The sequence below is a fragment of the Amycolatopsis tucumanensis genome (assembly GCF_021654135.1).
GTDB classification, from domain to species: Bacteria; Actinomycetota; Actinomycetes; order Mycobacteriales; family Pseudonocardiaceae; genus Amycolatopsis_E; species Amycolatopsis_E tucumanensis.
The window spans coordinates 195,604-212,798 of the sequence record NZ_JAKGSD010000003.1 but is presented as its reverse complement, the minus strand read 5'-3'; the positions used below and the strand labels follow the sequence as shown (position 1 = coordinate 212,798).

The following is a 17,195-nucleotide window of genomic DNA, read 5'->3' as shown; positions in this document are numbered from 1 at the left end:
ACAACCATGCGAGTCGGTTTCATCGGACTGGGCAACATGGGCAGGCACATGGCCCGCCACCTGATCAACGCCGGTCACCAGGTCACCGTGCACGACGCCCGCCCCGAAGCGGCGGCCGAGCACCTGGCACTGGGCGCGACCTGGGCCGGCAGCCCCGCCGAGTGCGCGGCGGGCGTCGAGGTCCTGATCACCATGCTGCCCACCCCGCGCATCGTCGAGGACGTCCTGTTGCGGGGCGGCGCGGCCGCCGCGCTCGACCCGGGCGCGCTGTGGGTCGACATGTCCACCTCCACCCCGGCGGCCGCCGAGCGCGTCGCCCAGGAGGTGCTCGACTCCCGCGGCGTGCACCGGCTGGACGCGCCGGTCAGCGGGATGGCGCGCGGCGCGGAAGCGGGAACCCTGCAGATCTTCGCCGGCGGGGACGCCACCCAGTTCCAGCGTGCCATGCCGCTGTTCACCGCGATGGGCGACCCCGCCCGGATCCTGCACATCGGCGCCGCCGGATCCGGCTACACCGCCAAGCTCATGATCAACCTGCTGTGGTTCTGCCACGTCGTGGCCACCTCGGAGGTGCTGGCGATGGGCGTGAAGGCCGGTGTGGACCTCGGCGTGCTGCGTGCGTCGCTGCTGGCGAGCCCGGCCGCGTCGAACTTCCTGGAACGCGACATCGAGTCGGTGCTGGCCGACGGCGACTACGACGACTCGTTCGCGATGGCGCTGGCCTGCAAGGACCTCGGCCTGGCCGTCGACCTCGGCCGCGAGCTGGGCGTGTCCACCGAGGTGTCCGCGCTCGTCGAGCAGATCTACCGGCGGGCCAAGGCGCAGTTCGGCGACCTGGCAGGCGAGATGAGCCCGGTGCGGCTGTACGAGGGGCTGGCCGGCCGTCCGTTCCGCCTGACTCCGGCGGGTGCGCTGTGACCGCGGGGCGCCTGACGATCGAACCCGCCTGCCGCGTCGAGTTCGGCGCCGGCGCGGTGGACGACCTGCCGCGGTTCGTGACCGAGCTGGGGCACCAGCGCGCCCTGGTGGTCACCGACCGCGGGCTGCAGGCCGCGGGCATCGCGCCGCGGGTCGGCAAGATCCTGCACGCCGCCGGGATCGAGCACGAGATCCACGACGACATCAGCGCCAACCCGTCGACGGCGGAGATCGATCGCGGGGCCGCCCGTGCCCGGGCGTTCGGCCGGGCGGTGCTGATCGCGCTGGGCGGCGGTTCGCCGCTGGACGCGGCCAAGGGCATCGCGCTGCTGGCCGGCAACCCGGACGCCGCCGCGGCCGACGCCGACCGGCTGTGGGACGCCGCGGACGGGCTGCCGGTGATCGCGGTGCCCACCACCTCGGGCACCGGTGCGGAGACCAACGGGTTCGGCGTCATCGAGGACACCTGCGCCAAACGCAAGGTCTACATCGGACACCCGTCGGTGCGGCCGCGGATCGCGGTCCTGGACCCGGAGCTGACCCTCGGGCTGCCGTCCCTGGTCACCGCCGCGACCGGGGTCGACGCGCTCGTCCACGGCATCGAGTCGCTGGCCTCCCGCGGGGCGAACCCGATGTCGGCCGCGTTCGCCCGGCACGCGGTGACGTTGATCGGGCAGTGGCTGCCGGTGGCCCACCGGGACGGCTCCGATCTGGAGGCCAGGGCCCAGCTGATGTTCGGCGCCCACCTGGCCGGGCAGGCGCTGACGTTGTCCGGGCTGGGCCTGGTGCACGGGATCGGACACGCGATCACCGCCCGCACCGGCACCCCGCATGGGGTCGCGCTGGCCGCCGTGCTGGAAGAGGTGATCGCGTTCAACGCCCCGGCCGCGGCCGCGGCGCACGAACAGGCGGCGCGGGCGCTGGGCGCGTTCGAGGGCGACGGGACGGCCGCGACCATCGCCGCGGTGCGTGAGCTCTCCGGCCCGCTCGACGTGAAGAAGCCCTTGCGGCAGCTCGGCGTCGAGCGGAACCTGCTGCCGGAGCTGGCCCGCGCCGCGGTGGCGGACCCGGTCACCCGGAACAACCCGCGCACCCCGTCCGAAACCGAAGTGCGCGAGCTGCTCGCCGAGGTGTACTGAGGATCCGGGCCGGGCGGTCAACCGTCCGGCCCGGACCGCCGACGGGTCACGATCTTCCCCAGGGGCACCACGACCGACAGGATGGCACCCGCGCCGAGAGCGATCAGGAACACCGACTCGACGACGGTGTTCCCGCGTCGCACGCCCTGCGCGTCTTCGCCGTGCAGCGCGGCCAGGAGATCGACCCCGGCGAGGGTCAGCCAGATGACGGCCACTCCCGCCGCGACGGCTCCCAGCCCCACGACCGCCGCGGCCGCGAGCACCGCCTTGTCCCGCCGGTGCATCACTCAGCGCAGGCGTGGCGCCACGGCGCGGGCGATCCGGTCGGCGAGTTCTCGCGCTCCGGGGAAGAAGGCGTTCACGACCACCTTCCGCCCGTCGTTGCGCTTGACGACGCAGCGCCAGTCGATGCCGATGCGGTGGCCGAGCTTGCCGGGCTGCCAGTTCCCCCGCGCGTCGACCACCGCGACGTCGCTCCACGGGAACTCCGTCCGGTCCCCGGCGTTGCGGTGGTGGACGAAACCGCCGGCGTGCAGGTTGATCCGTTCGCCGCGGTGCCGCAGCCCCTGGACGAGCCGTCGCAGCCCGTAGGGCAGGAACAGCACGCTGAGCCCGAAACACGCGCTGCCGATCCAGACCGGCGCCGTCATCGATGTCTCGGCCGGCGTGTTGCCGTAGAGGTATTCGTCGAGCTTCACCATGAGCAGGCCGAGCGGGACGAGGCCGGCGGTCGCGACCAGGCACAGCACCGCCTGCCGCAGCCGGCGGGCGTTGTCGCTGGGGTAGGACTGCACGAGTGGGCCGAGATCTGCCATGCCGTCCACGCTAAGGACTCCGGACCGCCCTTCGGCCCGGGTGGCCGGAAGCTGCCGGGGCGCCGCGCCCGCCCCGGCGGTCCGTGGTCAGCCGGCGTGGATCAGTTCGATCTCCAGCTCCAGGTCGATCTCCTTGGACACCAGCAGTCCGCCCTTGGCCAGCGGCATGTTCCAGGTCAGCCCCCAGTCTTCCCGGTCGATGCGGCCCCGGGCGGAGAACACCGCGCGGTGGTTGTCCCACGGGTCCTGGGCGTAGCCGAGGTAGTCCACGGTCAGGGTGACCGGCCTGGTCACGCCCTTGATCGTCAGCTCGCCGGTCATCGAGCCACCGGTACCCGCCCACCGCACCTCGGCGGAGGTGAAGGTGGCCGTGGGGTGCGCGGCCACGTCGAAGAAGTCGGCCGATCTGAGGTGGTCGTCGCGGGCCTGGTCCCCGCTGTGCACCGAGGCCATGTCGATGGTCACCGAAACCTTGCTGTCCGCCGGGTTCTCGGCGATCTCCACCACGCCGTCCACGCCGGTGAACCGTCCGCGCACCTTCGTCAGCATGAAGTGCCGTCCGACGAAGGCGACCTCGGCGTGCCCCGGGTCGATCCGCCACGTGCCGGCGGCAGGCAGCTCCACCTCGCCCAGCCTGCGGGTGGGCGTCGTTGATCCGGTCATCGCGAGTTCCTCCTTGGTAGTAGATGCGTGCGCACGCACACATTTACTATCCTTACCCCATGAGCGCGTCCGACGACAAGGGCCTGGTTGCCTGGCGAGCGATGCTGCTGGCGTACAACGCCGCGCTGCGGGCCATCGACTCCGACCTGACCAGGTCCGGCACCATTCCCCTCACCTGGTACGACGTCCTGCTGGAACTGAACGCGGGCCCGGGGCGGCGGCTGCGCATGAACGACCTGGCCGAACGGGTCGTGCTCAGCCGGACCCGCGTCAGCCGCCTGGTGGACGAGATGGTGGGCGCCGGGCTGGTCGAGAAGATCCGCGACGAAGAGGACCGGCGGGTGGTGTGGGCCGCCATGACCCGGTCCGGCGAACGCGCCTTCCGCACCACCGCGCCGCAGTACCTGCGCGGCATCGAGGAGCACTTCTCCCGGCACCTGACGGCCGAGGAGAAGCGGGTCATGGCGGCCGCGCTGACGAAGGTCCGCGACGCCCACGCCGGGGTGCGGGCGTCGCGGTGACCGCCGTCAGGCCAGGTGCGTCCGGTAGAAGCTGGTCAGCTTCTCGACCGCCGCGGTGACGTGCGGCTCCCGGTCGTACAGGTCGACGTGCGTGGCGCCCTCGATCCAGTGCAGTTCCTTCGGCCCGCGCGCCTCCTGGAAGGCCTCCACCGCCATCCACGACGTCACCGCCTCGCGGCCGGCGATCAGCAGCAGCGGGCGCGGCGCGATGAGGCTCACGAAGCGGAACGCGTCGAACAGGGCCAGCCGGTCCACGCTGATCCACGGCAGCAGCTTCGCCGAGCGCGGGTGCTGCGCGCGGTCCGTGCAGTAGTACTCGAACCCCTCCACCCCGTGCTTGCCGCCCAGCTCGCGGGCCTGCTCGACGGTGTCCGGGAAGAGCTGGAAGGTCTGCACGCCCTCGCCGCGCGCCTCGGCGGTGCGGGCGGCGGCCGCCGCGTCGAGCATGCCCTGGAACACGGCCGGGTCCTGGGTGCCGTCGGCGCCGAGGCGGAACTGGCGGGCGACGTCGACGGGGCTGACGGTGCCGACGGCCTTGACGCGGTGGTCCCCCGCGGCCGCGGCCATCGAGTAGCCACCCGAGGCGCAGATGCCCAGCGTTCCGATCCGCTCGGGGTCGACCTCGGGCCGGGTGGTGAGGTAGGAGACCGCGGCCTTGAAGTCCTCGACGCGCTGCGCCGGGTCCTCCAGGCCACGCGGCTCGCCCTCGCTCGCGCCCTGGTAGGCGGCGTCGTAGGCGAGGGCGACGAAGCCCTGCTCGGCCATTCGCCGCGCGTACAGGCCGGAGGTCTGCTCCTTGACGCTGGTGCCGGGGTGGCCGACCACGAGCGCGGGCCACGGGCCGGTTCCGGTGTCCGGGGTGTACAGGTCGGCGGCGAGCTGGAGTCCGTTGCTGGGGAAGGTGACGTTCGTTCTCATGCATCCCAGATTCGCCCGCGCCGAAGGCCCGTACCAGGGAAGGAACTGCCTATGCAACCCAGTACCAGGCACGTCGTCCCCGCGATGTGGACACTGGAGTCATGGAGACCAACGAGCTGGGCGAGTTCCTGCGCGCCCGCCGCGCCGCACTCGACCCGGCCCGCGCGGGCTTCCCCGACGACGGCAGGCTGCGCCGCGTGCCGGGCCTGCGCCGTGAGGAGCTGGCGCAGCTCGCGCACATCAGCGTCGACTACATCGTCCGGCTCGAACAGGGCCGCACGCGGCGGGTGTCCCGCCCGGTCCTCGACGCCATCGCCGACGCGCTGCAGCTCGCCCCGGACGAGCGGGACTACCTGTTCACCGTCGCCGAGGTCGCGCCGGCCACGCCCGCCCGGCAACCGGGCAGGCCCAAGGTCGACCGGCAGCTGCGGCAGCTGCTCGACGGCATGCGCGACGTCCCGGCCATGATCCTCAACCGGCGCATGGACGTGCTGGCCTGGAACCGCGGCGCGGCCGCGCTCCTGACCGACTTCGGCGCGCTGCCCGCCGCCGAGCGAAACCTGATCCGGCTCACCTTCCTCGACGACGCCTACCGCGCCCTGTACGCGGACTGGCCGCGCGCGGCCCGCGAATGCGTCGCCGTCCTGCGCATGGAAGCCGGCCGCAACCCCGGTGACAAGGCACTGGCCGCGCTGATCGGCGAGCTCAGCGTCCGCGACCCGGACTTCCGCACCTGGTGGGCCAGCCACCAGGTGCGCGGGCCGCGGCAGCTGGTGAAGACCTACCTGCACCCGGTCGCCGGCCCGATCACGCTCGACGTGCAGCAGTTCTCCGTCGACACCCAGCCGGACCAGCAACTCGTCGCCTACACCGCCGAGCCCGGCTCGCCGTCGCAGGAGGCGCTGGACTTCCTGCTCGCCATGAGCCCGGCCGTGGCCGAGACGGCGGGCTCGTAGCACCGCCGTGCTCGGTGCCCTTCCCGGCCCGCCGCCGGTCCGCGATCCAGGCTCGGGCCATGCGGATCGGTATCGCCCTGCCCAACCAGGTCCGCGACGTCGACGTGTCCGGCGGGCGGCTCACCGTCGGCGTCGGCGGGTTCAGCCCGGTCCCGATGAAGCGGATGGCCCACTGGGGCGCCGCGGGCGCGGACTACGCGCAGCTCACATCGTCCACTGTGGCCACTTCGCCCGGCGCGATCACCGACGCCGTCACAGCGTTCGGCGACCTGGGCGCCACCGACCTCGTCCTCATCCCGGCCACCGACAACCTGGACGAAGTCAAGCGCGCCGTCGACGCCGCGTTGTGATCAGCGGCTGAGCAACCGCTCCAGCCACGACTCCCGCGCGGCCACGCACGCCCTGGCCACCGCCGAGCCGGGGGCGATGTCGTAGAAGCCGTGGAAGGCCCCGCCCCACACGTGCAGCTCGGCTTCGCCCCCGGCGGCCCAGATGGCGCTCGCGAACGCCACCGCCTCGTCGCGGAAGACCTCGACCGCACCGGCGTCGACGAACGTCGGCGGCAGCCCGCTGAGGTCCGTGGCGCGCGCCGGGGCCGCGTAGGGCGACACGTCGGCGGTGCCACGCCGCTCGCCCAGGACCATCGTCCACGCGGTCAGGTTGCTGGTCCGGTCCCACACCCCGACGCCGTCGTACTCGCGCGCGGACACGGTCTCGCCGCGGTCGTCGATCATGGGGCACTGCAGCAGCTGACCGGACAACGCCGGGCCGCCCCGGTCGCGCGCCAGCAGGGTCGTCCCCGCGGCCAGCCCACCCCCGCCGCTGCCGCCGAAAATGACCAGCCGCGCCGGGTCGAACCCGAGCTCGTCCGCGTGCCCGGCCATCCAGCGCAGAGCGGCGTAGCAGTCCTCGACCGGCACCGGGTGCGGGTGCTCCGGCGCGCGCCGGTACTCGACGGTGACGGACACCGCGTCGTACTTCATCGCCCAGTCGATCAACGGGTGCACGGACGCGAACCGGTCCCCCATGACCATCCCGCCGCCGTGGATGTGGAAGATCCCCGGCCCCCGCTCGCGGTGGTCCTCGCGCGCGATGACCGAGACCGTGATCTCCGCGCCGCGGTACCCGGGGATCGTGTGGTCGGTCCAGGTGACCGGGCGGCCGCCGATCTGCTCCTCGATCGCCGGGAACGGCAGGGCGCGGAAGTGGTCCAGACGATCCGCCGTCATGCCGACCGGCACCCGGCCCGCCAGAGCGGGCAGCAGCGCGGCGAGTTCGGGGTCCAACGGGAGTTTCTTCGTCATCCGGCGCATTCCACCACAAGGTGATCGACATCCGCGGCCGGCGGTGCCTGATCAGGCACGGCGTCGCTCCTCTTGATGCCCGTCGCCGCCGCGCCGGGCCCGGAAATCCTTAGCCTGACAGGGTTCCTCGTCACCGACGGCGAAGGGAGGGACGATGATCGGCAGCTGGCCCCCCGACTACTGATCCCGATGATCGGCCGGCGCCCCGGGCCCGTGCGGCCCGGGGCGCGTTCTTCCCGAAACGAGGAGTGCCGCCAGCCGATGCCCCTGGCCAATCGCGAGTTCCGTCTGTTGTGGACCGGCCAGACCACCAGCATGGTCGGCAGCGCGATCACCACGACCGCCTTGCCGCTGGCCGCGGTGGTCACCCTCGGTGCGACGACCTTCGAGACCGGTCTGCTGACGGCGGCCGCGTGGCTGCCCTGGATGCTGATCGGCCTGCCCGCGGGCGCGTGGATCGACCGGCTGCCCAAGCGGCCGGTGATGCTGGCCTGCGACGTGGTCGCCTTCGTCGTGTTCGGCACCGTTCCGCTCCTGGCCGCGCTCGGTGCGCTGACCGTGCCGTACCTGATCGCGGCCGCGCTGGTCGGCGGGTTCACCAAGGTGTTCTTCTCTGTCGCCTACCGCGCGTTCCTGCCTGCCGTGGCGAGCCGGGAAGACCTGATCGGCGCCAACGCGAAGCTGCAGGCCGGATCCGCCGCGGCCGACACCAGCGGCCCGGGGCTGGCCGGCCTGCTCGCCCAGATCTCCGGGCCGGTGAGCGGAATCCTCGTCGACGCCGCCACGTTCGCAGTCTCCGCGCTGTGCCTGCGGGCGATCCGGGTGCGGGAAACCGCCGCGCCCGCCGCGCGACCGTCCCTGCGGGCTCAGATCGGCGAAGGGCTGCGCTTCGTCGCGCGCGACCGCTACCTGCGCACCCTGATGCTCTTCGGGGCCGCCTCGAACGTCGCGCTCACCGTCTACGCCTCGCTGGAGATCGTGTTCCTCTCCCGCACGCTGGGCACCGCGCCGGGCCTGGTGGGCCTGGTCCTCGCGCTCGCGGCGGCGGGTGGCCTGGCCGGCGCCGCCGCGGCCGGACGGCTGAGCACCCGCTTCGGCACGGCGCGCACTTTCCTGCTCGGCCAAGGGTTCGCGGCGGCGATGATGCTGGTCGGCACGTTCAGCCTGCCGGGGTGGGGGCTGGTGCTGTTCGTGCTCGGGCAGTCCGGGCTGGCCGCCGGTCTCGCGGCGTCGCAGGTGCTGGCCACGGCGTTCCGGCAGTCATACTGCCCACCGGAGCTGCTCGGGCGGGTCGCCTCCAGCGCGATGGTGGTCAACTACGGCACCATCCCGCTGGCCGCCCTCCTCGGCGGAGCACTGGGCGAGGCGATCGGCGTCCGCGAAGCGCTGTGGGCCGCCGCCGGGCTGCTGATCGCCGCGCTCCCGGTCCTCGCGCCGCTGCGCCGTCTGCGGGACCTCCCCGCACGTCAGTCGACCGGCAGCTCGACGGGGTAGGCGCGGCCGAAGTCGGCGGAGGCGCTGACTTCCTGCCAGGTCGCGGCCTCCTCCAGCTGGGCGCGCGAGTAGTTCTGCGCCATCTCGACCGCGAGCGCGCCGAGGAGCAGGTGGGACGGGAGGTTTTCGCGCTTGACGACGCGGACCAGGATCTCCGCGGCGCGTTGCGGATCGCCCGCGGCGGAACCCATCTGTTCGAAGTTGCGCACCAGTTCGCCGACCGTCGCGCTGTACTCCGCCGGGATGTCGGCGATCTCCATCGACGAACCCGCCCAGTCGGTGGCGAAACCGGCCGGTTCGACCACCAGGTAACGGATTCCCAGCGGCGCCGTCTCGGCCTCCAGAACGCGGGTGAAGCCGTCGACCGCGAACTTCGCCGCCTGGTAGGAACCCAGGCCCGGCGTACCGCCGACCCGGCCGCCGATCGAGGAGAACTGCACCATCGTGCCCGCCCCTTGCGCCTTGAGCACGGGCAGCGCGGCAGTCGACACGTTGTAGACGCCCCAGAAGTTCGTCTCGAACTGCCGACGGAAGTCCTCTTCGTCCGCGGTCTCCACGGGCGCGACGTTCGCGTACCCGGCGTTGTTGACCACCACGTCGAGCCGCCCGAACCGCGCGACCGCGGCCTCCACAGCGGCGACCGCGGCGGCGCGGTCGGTGACGTCGAGGGCGACCGGCAACACCGCGTCGCCGTACCTCCGCACGAGGGCGTCGAGCTGTTCCGGCTTGCGCGCCGTCGCGACGACCTGATCGCCGGCCTCCAGTGCCGCTTCGGTGAGGGCTCGCCCGAAGCCGCGGGACGAGCCGGTGATGAACCACGTTTGAGTCATACCCCTAGTAAAACCCTGTTGCGTTAATTGCGCAACCCGGTTGTGCTAAAGTTTCGAGTCATGGGTCACACTCCGCAACGGGCCCGCAGCGCGGAGGCGAAGCACCAGCGGGAGCGGGACATCCTCGACGCGGCCCGTGCGCTGGGCAGCGAGCGCACCGTCCGCGCGGTCACGCTCACCGACATCGCCGCCGAGGTGGGCATGCACAAGTCCGCGATGCTGCGTTACTTCGAGACGCGGGAGCAGATCTTCCTGACCCTCACCGCCGAAAGCTGGCAGGAGTGGACGGCCGCCGTGTGCGCGGAGCTGCGGCCGCTCGAATCCGCGACGCCGGCGGAGCTCGCATCCGCTCTCGCCCGGTCGCTCGTGGCGCGGCCGCTGTTCTGCGACCTGCTCGCCCACGCCCCGATGAACCTGGAACGCAACGTCTCCCTCGACACGGTCGTCGCGTTCAAGAGAAGCGTCCTGCGCGACGTGGCCTCGGTGGCCGGCGAACTGCGGCGCCTGCTCGCCCTCCCCGAACCGGCCGCCGCCGACGCCGTCGCGACCGCGACAGCCATGGCGGGTGCGCTGTGGCAGATGGCCGCGCCCGGCACCGCGCTGCGCACGCTGTACGAAACGCACCCCGAACTGACCCACGCCCTGGTCGACGTGGAACCCCGCCTGACCGCGATCCTCACCGCCCTGCTGACCGGCATGTCCGGCGAGTAGGCGCCGAGGGGCGAAGGCACGCATCTCCCCTTGCGGACCGGCGCGGCTCGACACATGATCCCCCGAGGCGGCCTGCTGTCACGCGCCCTCGCAACTTCCTCGGCGGCGGAACCGGCAGCCCGCTCCACCCGACGTAACCAACCTGAAGGGACACTCCCCACTCGATTTCGACAGTGCGGACCTCGGCACGGTGGCAGCCGTTCCAAGCTAGTGCCAGCCTCCTCAGCGCTGAGGCCGGTCCCGGTGGCGGCCACCTCGACCGCGATCCCGCCGCCGCCGCGCCGGGCGGTCATCGGCTCCAGCCACTCCGGCACGGACACGCTCACCCGCGGCACATCCGCGGCCAGTTCCTCACCGCAGCCGTGGTCCTGTCCGCCGTCCATGGCGTGTATACCGCCCTGTGGTGGCATCGGCGCATGAGTGCAGCGCGCTACAGCCGCCGGGTCGTCGCCGATGACTGGTTGCGGCTGGCCAGCGATCCGGCGTGGCCGATCTACATCCAGATCGTCGTCGAGGGCACGGCTCTGCCGGACCGGACGGCGCTCGCCGCGGCGGTCGGCGTCGCGGCGGAGGCGTGCCCGGGGGCGCGGCTGACGCGCCGCGGGCACCGCTGGACCGACACCGGTCGCGCGCCCGAGGTCCGCGAGCTCGACGGGGACACCTTCGACCGGGAGACGCTGACCGGGCTGCCCGCGCTGTACCGGCCGCTCGCCGGCGACCGCGGCGGCCCCACCTGCGAGGTCGTGGTGCTGACCGGCACGCGGCCGGCCCTGGTCTTCCGCGCCCACCACGCCGTGATGGACGCGCAGGGCCTGCTGACGTTCGCCCGCGCGGTCTTCCGGGCCCTGCGCGGCGAAACCCCGGAGACGGCCGCGGACGAACTGGACGCCGTCGAGCTGCTGCGCCGCGCCGGAACCGGGCCACGCAAGACGATCCCGCAGAACTCCCAGCCACCGTTGCGTGCGGCCGGACCGCCCGAACAACGCCGTCCCGCGTTCCTGCGGCGCACCGTCGACGGGCGCCCGTCGGCCGTGACTGCGAAGATCGCGCACGCGCTCGCCCCCGGTGCACCGGGGGCGACCTCGACGTCTCGGTCACCGTCGACCTGCGCCGCCACGTGCCGGAGGCCTGGACCACGGCGAGCCTGGCCTACGCGCTGAGCCTGCCGGTCCGCGCGGACGACACATGGCGCGACGTGCAACAGCGGATGCTGGAAGCCTGGCCGCGCGCGACGAGCTGCGGGAAACCCCGCCGCTGCCGGTGATCCGGATGCTCGGCGCGCTGCCCGCGCCGGTGACCCGGGCGCTGTACCGCGGCATCGACGCCCGGTTCGGCCAGGGCAAGGCGTACGCCGGGTTCCAGATGTCGCACCTGGGGCGGCTCGACCTCGCGGACTTCGGCGGCGCCGGGTTCACCGCGCGCACGATCTACTCGCTGCCGACCTGGGGCATCTGCATGATCCCGATGGTCACGGTCGTGGAAACCGGTGCGCGCACGGAGGTCGTGCTGTGCGGCGACGACGCCCACACCGCGCCGGCCCGTCGTTTCCTCGACGCGATCGGCGACGCGCTGGTGCCACCCGAGGCGGTCCTGCGTGGTCGCGACACCTCACCGGAGGTGTACCTGGTTCCCCGGTTCGCCGAGGTGGCCACGGCCTCGCCGGACCGCGTGGCGCTGAGCGAGCCCGGGCGTGAGGTCACCTATGCCGAGCTGTTCGGGCTCGCCGGGGGCGTCGCGCGGCAGCTCACGGATCGGCGCATCGGACGCGGCGACCTGGTGGGAGTGGTGGCGGAACGGTCGGTCGCGGGCGTCGCCGCGCTCCTGGGCGTGCTCATGGCCGGGGCGGCCTACCTGCCGCTCGACCCCGGCGATCCGGACGAGCGGCTGCGCGGGATCCTCGGCGACGCGGGCGTGCGGGTGCTGCTGGCGCCGCGGCCCCACGACCAGCGGCCTCTCGGCTGTGCCACCGTGGTTCTCGACGACGTGCGGCCGGCCCCGGCGACGCCCGCCGCGGTCACGGGCGAGGACCTCGCCTACGTGATCTACACCTCCGGGACGTCCGGCGAGCCGAAGGGCGTCGAGGTCACGCACCGCAACCTGGCGGCCTACCTGGGTTTCGCGCTCCAGGAGTACGAAGTGGACAGCGCGACCTGTTTCCCGCTGTTCACCTCGCTCGCGTTCGACCTCGCCGTGACCACGCTGCTGCCGCTGCTCGCGGGTGGCCGGGTCGTGCTGGTTCCGGAGGCGCCCAACCACGTCAACCTGGAGCGCGTGCTGACCGGGAGCGGGGTCACCGCGCTCAAGATCACGCCCTCGCACCTCGATCTGTTCCACCGCCTCGGGATCCGCCCGTCGGGCATCCGGCTCGCGGTCGTCGGTGGCGAGGCGCTGACCGGGTCGCTGGCTGCGATCGCGCGGGAGCTGTTCGGACCGGACTGCCGGATCGTCAACGAGTACGGGCCCACCGAGGCGACCGTCGGGTGTGTCGTGCACACCTACGACCCGGCGGCCGACACCGGCGCTACCGTCCCGATCGGACGGCCCGCGGGCACCACGTCGGTGCACCTGCTGGACGACCAGGGCGCCCACGTGGCCGCGGGTGAGACGGGTGAGATCCACCTGGCGGGCGCGCAGGTGGCCCGCGGCTACCGGGGGCGTCCCGGCTGGTCCTTCACCCGGCTCGCGGACGGCACCCGTGTCTACCGCACCGGCGACCTGGCGCGGCGGCTGCCCAATGGTGAGCTGGAGTGCCTGGGCCGGGCGGACGCGCAGCTGAAGATCCTCGGTCACCGCGTGGAGCCGGCGGAGATCGAGCACGCGCTGGCACCGCATCCGGCGGTCGAGCGCGCGGTGGTGGTCGCGCGCGGTCAGGTTCTGCACGCCTACCTGAGCGCTTCGGCCGAGGTGTCCGAAAAGGACCTTGCGGCGCACGCCGCGGAGGTGCTGCCGCCCTACGCGGTGCCGGTGTCGTTCGTGGTGCTGGAGGAGTTCCCGCGCACCGCGAACGGCAAGGTGGACCTGCGTGCGCTGCCCGGGCCCTCCCCCGTCGCGGCGGCCGTCGGCGAGCCCGTCGACGAGGTTCTGGCGGCCGTGCTGGACATCTGGGCGCGGACGCTCGGCCTGCCCGCGGGCACGATCGCCGCGGACAGCGACTTCCACCGGCTGGGTGGCACGTCGGTCGACCTGCTGGCGATGATCGCGGCGGTGGACCGGGAGCTGCCCGGCGTGGCGCTGGCGGACCACCTGGCGGCGATCGTCGCAGCTCCGACACCGGCGACGGTGGCCGATCTGGTGCGTGACGCACAAGGGTGACCCCTGCGGCGGCGGCCCCGGTGGCTGCTTCCGGTGCGCGCACCCCGCGGCGCAGATGCCGCTGCCCCGGTGCGTGACGCACAGCGGTGACCTCGCGCGGCGGCGGCCCGTTGCTTCCGATGCAGGCCATGCCGGTCCGGCGCGTGACGTACAGCGGTGACGTCGCGCGACGGGCGCGACGGCGGTGGCCGGTTGCTTACGTTCGGTGCATGATCCGTGCAGTTCTCGTCACCACCGTCGCCGCCGTCGCCGCCGTTCTCCTGACCGCCTGTTCGGCGGGCACCCCGCCGCCCTCGCCGGTGGCGGCCGTGGATCCGAGCTGGTCGCCCGCGCCGGTCGTGCCGCTCGCGTCGCAGCCGCCGCCCGCGCTCGTCGTGGACCAGCCGTTGCCGGACCAGCTCGCGAAGGGGCTGGTGGTCATCCGCTACCGCGCGGAGAACCTGCGGATCGTGCCGGTGTACGGGCCGAACGCGCTCGACGTTTCGCCGCGGATCGGGCACATCCACGTCACGGTCGACGACGCGCCGTGGCACTGGGCCGACGCGAGCGGCGAGCCGCTGATCATCCAGGGCCTGCCGGCCGGTCCGCACCGCGTGTGGATCGGCCTGGCCGACCCGACGCACATGATCCTGGACAGCAAGACCCTGGACTTCGTCATCCCCGCGCGGTGAGCGCCGGCGTCAGCTCGCCCCGAAACCCCGCAGGAACGTCTCGACGAGAACGTCGGCAGCCTGGGCGTCGCTGAGGCCGGGCAGTTCCCGGGTGGCGAGGTGCAACAGCTGCCCGAGCACGCGGCCCGCCCAGGCGGCGGGCAGGCCGGGCCGCAAGAAGCCTTCGTCGGTGGCCCGCTGGAGGAACAGCTCGATCTCGTCGACCGAACGCTGGCGCCGCGCCCAGATCTCCGGGTCCGAGCGCATCCGGCTGACTTCGGTCGGCCACTTGCGGTTCACGCCGACGATCAGCTCGACGTAGCGGTGCAGGGCCACCGGCACCGGCGCCTCCCGCAGCCGGGCGGCCTCGGTCGCCTGCTCGATCGCGTCGAGGCGGGCCTCGTACACCGCCGTCAGCAGTTCTTCCCGGCCGGCGAAACGCCGGTAGACGGTGCGGCGGTCGACGCCGGCCTCCGCCGCGATCGCGGCGATGCTGGTGCCGGGGTCGTCGGCGAGCATGCGGGCACCCGTGGTCAGCACGAGCTCGAGGTTGCGCGCGGCGTCGGCTCTCACGTCCCCAACATACTCTCGGTGTCGCACTCGGGACGGGGTACCGCTACAGCGCTGAGGCGTTCCAGGTGGGTTTCGGCCCTTCGACCGGTCGTCGTCGTTCTGTCGGCGAGTTGTAGGCGTCGCGGTGGTCGACTGGAGTGGAAGGGCCAGGACGAGGAGGGGCACCTGTGAGCGTCGACGTGCGCACCGAACCGGAGGGATCGGAGCTGGTTGTCGGGCTGTTGCCGCGCGAGGACCCGGCCACCGGCCGGGACGCCTCCCGTGACGCGCGGCGCACCGAGGCAGTGACCGCCTGCGTGTTCGCCGACGACCTGCTGGACGGCGAGTCGATGCTGATGCCGCTCAACGCCGCGCCCGACGTGCGGGTGCTCCCCGCGGGCAGGCACACCGAGGCCGACGTCGTGGTGGTGGTCGCGGCCTCGGTCACCGGGACGCTGCTGGACTCGATGGAGGAGATCTCCGCGCGGGCGGAGAACCCGCGCCAGCGGATGGTGCTGGTGTCGGGCCCCCTGCGCGGGCCGCAACTGGCACGGGTCGTGGGGTGCGGCGTGGTGAGCATCCTGCCGCGGGCCGGCATCACCCCGCGAGTGATGCTTCGGGCCGTGCTCGCGAGCGGCACCGGCGGGGCGGTCGTCCCCGAGGCCGTGACGCGCTGGTTGCTCGACGAGGCACGCGCCTTCCAGCAGACGATCCTCGCCGGGCAGGGGCTGAACACGGGCGGCCTGACCGACCGGGAGGTCGACGTGCTCCGGCTGCTCGCCGAGGGGCACGACACCGGTCACGTGGCCGCTGAGCTGAACTTCTCGGAGCGCACGATCAAGAAGATCATCCAGAACCTGACCGGACGGTTCGGCCTGCGCAACCGCACCCACGCGGTGACCTACGCGTTGCGCGCCGGCGCCATCTGACCCGGCACAACAGTGTCCTATTCGGACAGTGTCGCCACGATTCTCGCCACCGCGACGGGCTGTCCTATGTGGGGGAAGTGCCCGCTTCCCGGCAGAACGGTGAACCGCGCGTCCGGTAGGACGGACGTCAGCCACGTGGCATAACCGGGGTTCACCGGCGAGCGGCTGACGTGGTGGAATGCGCTTTCCCCGGCGCCCAGGGCAAGCAGCTGCCGGATCCGGTTCTCCCGCAGCTCGTCCGCCGGGACCTCCAGGATCTCGCGCCAGTAACCGAGGAGCAGGTCCTGCAGTGGCGTGGACCGCAGCAGGTCGCGCCGCTGCGGGGCGAGCTCGTCGACGCCCATCCCGGCGAGCAGTTTGTTCCACACGCTCAGGTACTCCGGCCCGCGCAGCACGGGCTCGGCCGAGCGCAGCATCTCGCCGAAGGGGCCGGCCAGGAGCGGCTGGTCGATGTCCAGCACGGCCCGCGCCGGGTACTTCGCCGCGTACACCGCGGCGACGACGGCCCCGACGGAATGGCCCACCAGCACCGGCCTGCGCAGGCCGGCGGCGGTGACCGCGCCGTGCAGGACGTCGGCGACCTCGGCCGGGTCGTAGGACTCCCGCCGGGGCGACGCGCCGTGCCCGGGCAGGTCGAGCGCCACCACCCGGCGGCCGCGCAGCGCGCGGACCAACGGCCCCCACATGGCGCGGTCGAAGGTCAGGCCGTGCAGCAGGACGACGGGCGGGCGGCCGTCGTCCGTGCCGGTGACGTCCCCGTCCAGTTCACCGAGTCGCATGGGTTTCCTTCCACAGTCCCTCGTCGAGGAGGTCCGCCAGCGCCTGGGCGCAGCCGTCGAGCAGCTTGGTCCCCTTGTCCGCGGACGCCGAGCGCGCGTCACCGGCGACGCCCGAGGTGGTGATCTCGTCGAAGGGCACGGCGTCCTGCGCGGCCAGGCCACGCAGGTCCGCCGCCGTCAGGTGGTTCCAGCGAACCTCGGTGTCAGGAAGCATGCACCGGACGCTAGGCCGCGCCGGCCCGCCCCGCGCCCGTCATCCGACGCCGACCCTGTACGTCACCACGCTCGAACAGCGGCGTCAGCACCGCGGCGATTGCGAGGTTCAGCACGAACGCGGTCAGTGCGATGTAGACCGCTGTCTGGCAGGCGGTGGTCGTGCCGTAGGCCATGCCGTCGGCCCGGGTGCGGGCCTACGACTTCACCTTCGGCTAGCGCCGGGCACGGTCACCCGACCGGTGATCGCCGAGGCTGGTATGGTGGATGGGCAAGGGAACCGTTCTGAGGAGACTCGACGTGGCAGGTGAAGACGACATCTCCGGGTGATCCCCCGGAGTGAGCAAGGCCCCCCACGCTTCAGTTCGAAGCAGTGCCGTGGTGGCCATGTCGTCGTCCACCCGTATCCGCGGTCCGCTGGTCCGCGCCACTCCCTTTTCGAGGTCTCGTTCCCATGTCCGAATCCCGTATCGTCGTGTCCGGTCTGTCCT

21 protein-coding genes are annotated in these 17,195 nt (G+C 72.8%); 11 read left to right on the top strand and 10 right to left on the bottom strand.

All coding sequences use genetic code 11. The features are described 5' to 3' along the window. The first annotated feature begins 6 nt into the window (after window positions 1–6). Both L2C96_RS06170 and L2C96_RS06165 read left to right on the top strand, forming a co-directional pair. Window positions 7–918: an NAD(P)-dependent oxidoreductase gene (locus tag L2C96_RS06170; protein ID WP_237335502.1), complete on the top strand. Its 912-nt coding sequence runs from the start codon at window positions 7–9 to the stop codon at window positions 916–918. Continuing rightward, the gene (locus tag L2C96_RS06165; protein WP_237335501.1) at window positions 915–2,057 is read left to right on the top strand and encodes an iron-containing alcohol dehydrogenase family protein; all 1,143 of its coding nucleotides are present in this window, start codon (window positions 915–917) and stop codon (window positions 2,055–2,057) included. The genes L2C96_RS06170 and L2C96_RS06165 overlap by 4 nt, the downstream gene beginning before the upstream one ends. Before the next feature lie 17 nt (window positions 2,058–2,074). Here L2C96_RS06165 and L2C96_RS06160 read toward each other — a convergent pair whose 3' ends face one another. The 3 genes from L2C96_RS06160 to L2C96_RS06150 form a co-directional block, all read right to left on the bottom strand. Then, on the bottom strand, window positions 2,075–2,344 hold the full coding sequence (locus L2C96_RS06160) for a hypothetical protein (RefSeq protein ID WP_237335500.1): 270 nt from the start codon (window positions 2,342–2,344) through the stop codon (window positions 2,075–2,077). After that, a complete protein-coding gene (locus tag L2C96_RS06155; protein WP_237335499.1) occupies window positions 2,345–2,872 on the bottom strand; it encodes a hypothetical protein in 528 nt (175 codons plus the stop codon). 87 nt (window positions 2,873–2,959) lie between these two features. After that, the gene (locus L2C96_RS06150; RefSeq protein ID WP_237335498.1) at window positions 2,960–3,535 is read right to left on the bottom strand and encodes a YceI family protein; all 576 of its coding nucleotides are present in this window, start codon (window positions 3,533–3,535) and stop codon (window positions 2,960–2,962) included. Window positions 3,536–3,594: 59 nt separating this feature from the next. Here L2C96_RS06150 and L2C96_RS06145 point away from each other — a divergent pair, with 59 nt between their 5' ends. Further along, window positions 3,595–4,056: a MarR family winged helix-turn-helix transcriptional regulator gene (locus L2C96_RS06145; protein WP_237335497.1), complete on the top strand. Its 462-nt coding sequence runs from the start codon at window positions 3,595–3,597 to the stop codon at window positions 4,054–4,056. 6 nt (window positions 4,057–4,062) lie between these two features. Here the strand turns inward: L2C96_RS06145 and L2C96_RS06140 are convergent, their stop codons facing one another. Then, window positions 4,063–4,974, bottom strand: a complete 912-nt coding sequence (locus L2C96_RS06140; protein ID WP_237335496.1) for an alpha/beta hydrolase — start codon at window positions 4,972–4,974, stop codon at window positions 4,063–4,065. Window positions 4,975–5,075: 101 nt separating this feature from the next. On the opposite strand from L2C96_RS06140, the gene L2C96_RS06135 reads away from it, so the two are divergent. Next, a complete protein-coding gene (locus tag L2C96_RS06135; RefSeq protein ID WP_237335495.1) occupies window positions 5,076–5,930 on the top strand; it encodes a helix-turn-helix transcriptional regulator in 855 nt (284 codons plus the stop codon). A gap of 59 nt (window positions 5,931–5,989) precedes the next feature. After that, window positions 5,990–6,280 (top strand): hypothetical protein, encoded by a 291-nt coding sequence (locus L2C96_RS06130; RefSeq protein WP_237335494.1) that lies wholly within the window; start codon window positions 5,990–5,992, stop codon window positions 6,278–6,280. Here the strand turns inward: L2C96_RS06130 and L2C96_RS06125 are convergent, their stop codons facing one another. After that, complete coding sequence (locus L2C96_RS06125; protein WP_237335493.1) at window positions 6,281–7,234, bottom strand: alpha/beta hydrolase fold domain-containing protein; 954 nt, start codon at window positions 7,232–7,234, stop codon at window positions 6,281–6,283. 261 nt (window positions 7,235–7,495) lie between these two features. On the opposite strand from L2C96_RS06125, the gene L2C96_RS06120 reads away from it, so the two are divergent. Beyond that, window positions 7,496–8,728 carry an MFS transporter gene (locus tag L2C96_RS06120; protein ID WP_237335492.1) on the top strand — a complete coding sequence of 411 codons (1,233 nt, stop codon included), beginning with the start codon at window positions 7,496–7,498 and terminating at the stop codon, window positions 8,726–8,728. On the opposite strand, the gene L2C96_RS06115 is transcribed toward L2C96_RS06120, so the two are convergent. Continuing rightward, on the bottom strand, window positions 8,701–9,558 hold the full coding sequence (locus L2C96_RS06115; RefSeq protein ID WP_237335491.1) for an SDR family NAD(P)-dependent oxidoreductase: 858 nt from the start codon (window positions 9,556–9,558) through the stop codon (window positions 8,701–8,703). The two genes, L2C96_RS06120 and L2C96_RS06115, sit on opposite strands and share 28 nt — an antisense overlap. A 60-nt stretch (window positions 9,559–9,618) precedes the next feature. On the opposite strand from L2C96_RS06115, the gene L2C96_RS06110 reads away from it, so the two are divergent. From L2C96_RS06110 to L2C96_RS06095, 4 genes are all read left to right on the top strand, one after another. Beyond that, window positions 9,619–10,269, top strand: coding sequence for a TetR/AcrR family transcriptional regulator (locus tag L2C96_RS06110; protein WP_237335490.1), 651 nt, complete (start codon window positions 9,619–9,621; stop codon window positions 10,267–10,269). 416 nt (window positions 10,270–10,685) lie between these two features. Continuing rightward, window positions 10,686–11,429 carry a hypothetical protein gene (locus L2C96_RS06105; protein ID WP_237335489.1) on the top strand — a complete coding sequence of 248 codons (744 nt, stop codon included), beginning with the start codon at window positions 10,686–10,688 and terminating at the stop codon, window positions 11,427–11,429. 25 nt (window positions 11,430–11,454) lie between these two features. Continuing rightward, on the top strand, window positions 11,455–13,581 hold the full coding sequence (locus L2C96_RS06100) for a non-ribosomal peptide synthetase (protein WP_237335488.1): 2,127 nt from the start codon (window positions 11,455–11,457) through the stop codon (window positions 13,579–13,581). A 209-nt stretch (window positions 13,582–13,790) separates the two neighbouring features. Continuing rightward, a complete protein-coding gene (locus L2C96_RS06095) occupies window positions 13,791–14,252 on the top strand; it encodes a DUF6130 family protein (protein ID WP_237335487.1) in 462 nt (153 codons plus the stop codon). A gap of 9 nt (window positions 14,253–14,261) precedes the next feature. Here L2C96_RS06095 and L2C96_RS06090 read toward each other — a convergent pair whose 3' ends face one another. After that, entirely contained in the window at window positions 14,262–14,804 is a 543-nt protein-coding gene (locus L2C96_RS06090) for a TetR/AcrR family transcriptional regulator (RefSeq protein ID WP_237335486.1), read from the bottom strand. Window positions 14,805–14,971: 167 nt separating this feature from the next. On the opposite strand from L2C96_RS06090, the gene L2C96_RS45000 reads away from it, so the two are divergent. Further along, a complete protein-coding gene (locus tag L2C96_RS45000) occupies window positions 14,972–15,712 on the top strand; it encodes a response regulator transcription factor (protein WP_237335485.1) in 741 nt (246 codons plus the stop codon). Window positions 15,713–15,729: 17 nt separating this feature from the next. Here the strand turns inward: L2C96_RS45000 and L2C96_RS06080 are convergent, their stop codons facing one another. The 3 genes from L2C96_RS06080 to L2C96_RS06070 are packed head-to-tail and all read right to left on the bottom strand — an operon-like array spanning window position 15,730 to window position 16,880. After that, window positions 15,730–16,491 (bottom strand): alpha/beta fold hydrolase, encoded by a 762-nt coding sequence (locus L2C96_RS06080; protein WP_237335484.1) that lies wholly within the window; start codon window positions 16,489–16,491, stop codon window positions 15,730–15,732. Continuing rightward, a complete protein-coding gene (locus L2C96_RS06075) occupies window positions 16,478–16,705 on the bottom strand; it encodes a hypothetical protein (RefSeq protein WP_237335483.1) in 228 nt (75 codons plus the stop codon). Before L2C96_RS06075 ends, L2C96_RS06080 begins: the two co-directional genes overlap by 14 nt. 10 nt (window positions 16,706–16,715) lie before the next feature. Continuing rightward, a complete protein-coding gene (locus L2C96_RS06070) occupies window positions 16,716–16,880 on the bottom strand; it encodes a hypothetical protein (protein WP_237335482.1) in 165 nt (54 codons plus the stop codon). Window positions 16,881–17,195 lie beyond the last annotated feature (315 nt).

Coding starts and splice junctions, on each gene's coding strand:
- L2C96_RS06120 (WP_237335492.1), top strand. CDS start 7,496: ATGCCCCTGGCCAATCGCGAGTTCCGTCTGTTGTGGACCGGCCAGACC.
- L2C96_RS06100 (WP_237335488.1), top strand. CDS start 11,455: ATGGCGCGACGTGCAACAGCGGATGCTGGAAGCCTGGCCGCGCGCGAC.
- L2C96_RS06140 (WP_237335496.1), bottom strand. CDS start 4,974: ATGAGAACGAACGTCACCTTCCCCAGCAACGGACTCCAGCTCGCCGCC.
- L2C96_RS06070 (WP_237335482.1), bottom strand. CDS start 16,880: ATGGCCTACGGCACGACCACCGCCTGCCAGACAGCGGTCTACATCGCA.
- L2C96_RS06145 (WP_237335497.1), top strand. CDS start 3,595: ATGAGCGCGTCCGACGACAAGGGCCTGGTTGCCTGGCGAGCGATGCTG.
- L2C96_RS06115 (WP_237335491.1), bottom strand. CDS start 9,558: ATGACTCAAACGTGGTTCATCACCGGCTCGTCCCGCGGCTTCGGGCGA.
- L2C96_RS06110 (WP_237335490.1), top strand. CDS start 9,619: ATGGGTCACACTCCGCAACGGGCCCGCAGCGCGGAGGCGAAGCACCAG.
- L2C96_RS06155 (WP_237335499.1), bottom strand. CDS start 2,872: ATGGCAGATCTCGGCCCACTCGTGCAGTCCTACCCCAGCGACAACGCC.
- L2C96_RS06130 (WP_237335494.1), top strand. CDS start 5,990: ATGCGGATCGGTATCGCCCTGCCCAACCAGGTCCGCGACGTCGACGTG.
- L2C96_RS06170 (WP_237335502.1), top strand. CDS start 7: ATGCGAGTCGGTTTCATCGGACTGGGCAACATGGGCAGGCACATGGCC.
- L2C96_RS06080 (WP_237335484.1), bottom strand. CDS start 16,491: ATGCGACTCGGTGAACTGGACGGGGACGTCACCGGCACGGACGACGGC.
- L2C96_RS06150 (WP_237335498.1), bottom strand. CDS start 3,535: ATGACCGGATCAACGACGCCCACCCGCAGGCTGGGCGAGGTGGAGCTG.
- L2C96_RS06105 (WP_237335489.1), top strand. CDS start 10,686: ATGAGTGCAGCGCGCTACAGCCGCCGGGTCGTCGCCGATGACTGGTTG.
- L2C96_RS06095 (WP_237335487.1), top strand. CDS start 13,791: ATGATCCGTGCAGTTCTCGTCACCACCGTCGCCGCCGTCGCCGCCGTT.
- L2C96_RS06075 (WP_237335483.1), bottom strand. CDS start 16,705: ATGCTTCCTGACACCGAGGTTCGCTGGAACCACCTGACGGCGGCGGAC.
- L2C96_RS06125 (WP_237335493.1), bottom strand. CDS start 7,234: ATGACGAAGAAACTCCCGTTGGACCCCGAACTCGCCGCGCTGCTGCCC.
- L2C96_RS06135 (WP_237335495.1), top strand. CDS start 5,076: ATGGAGACCAACGAGCTGGGCGAGTTCCTGCGCGCCCGCCGCGCCGCA.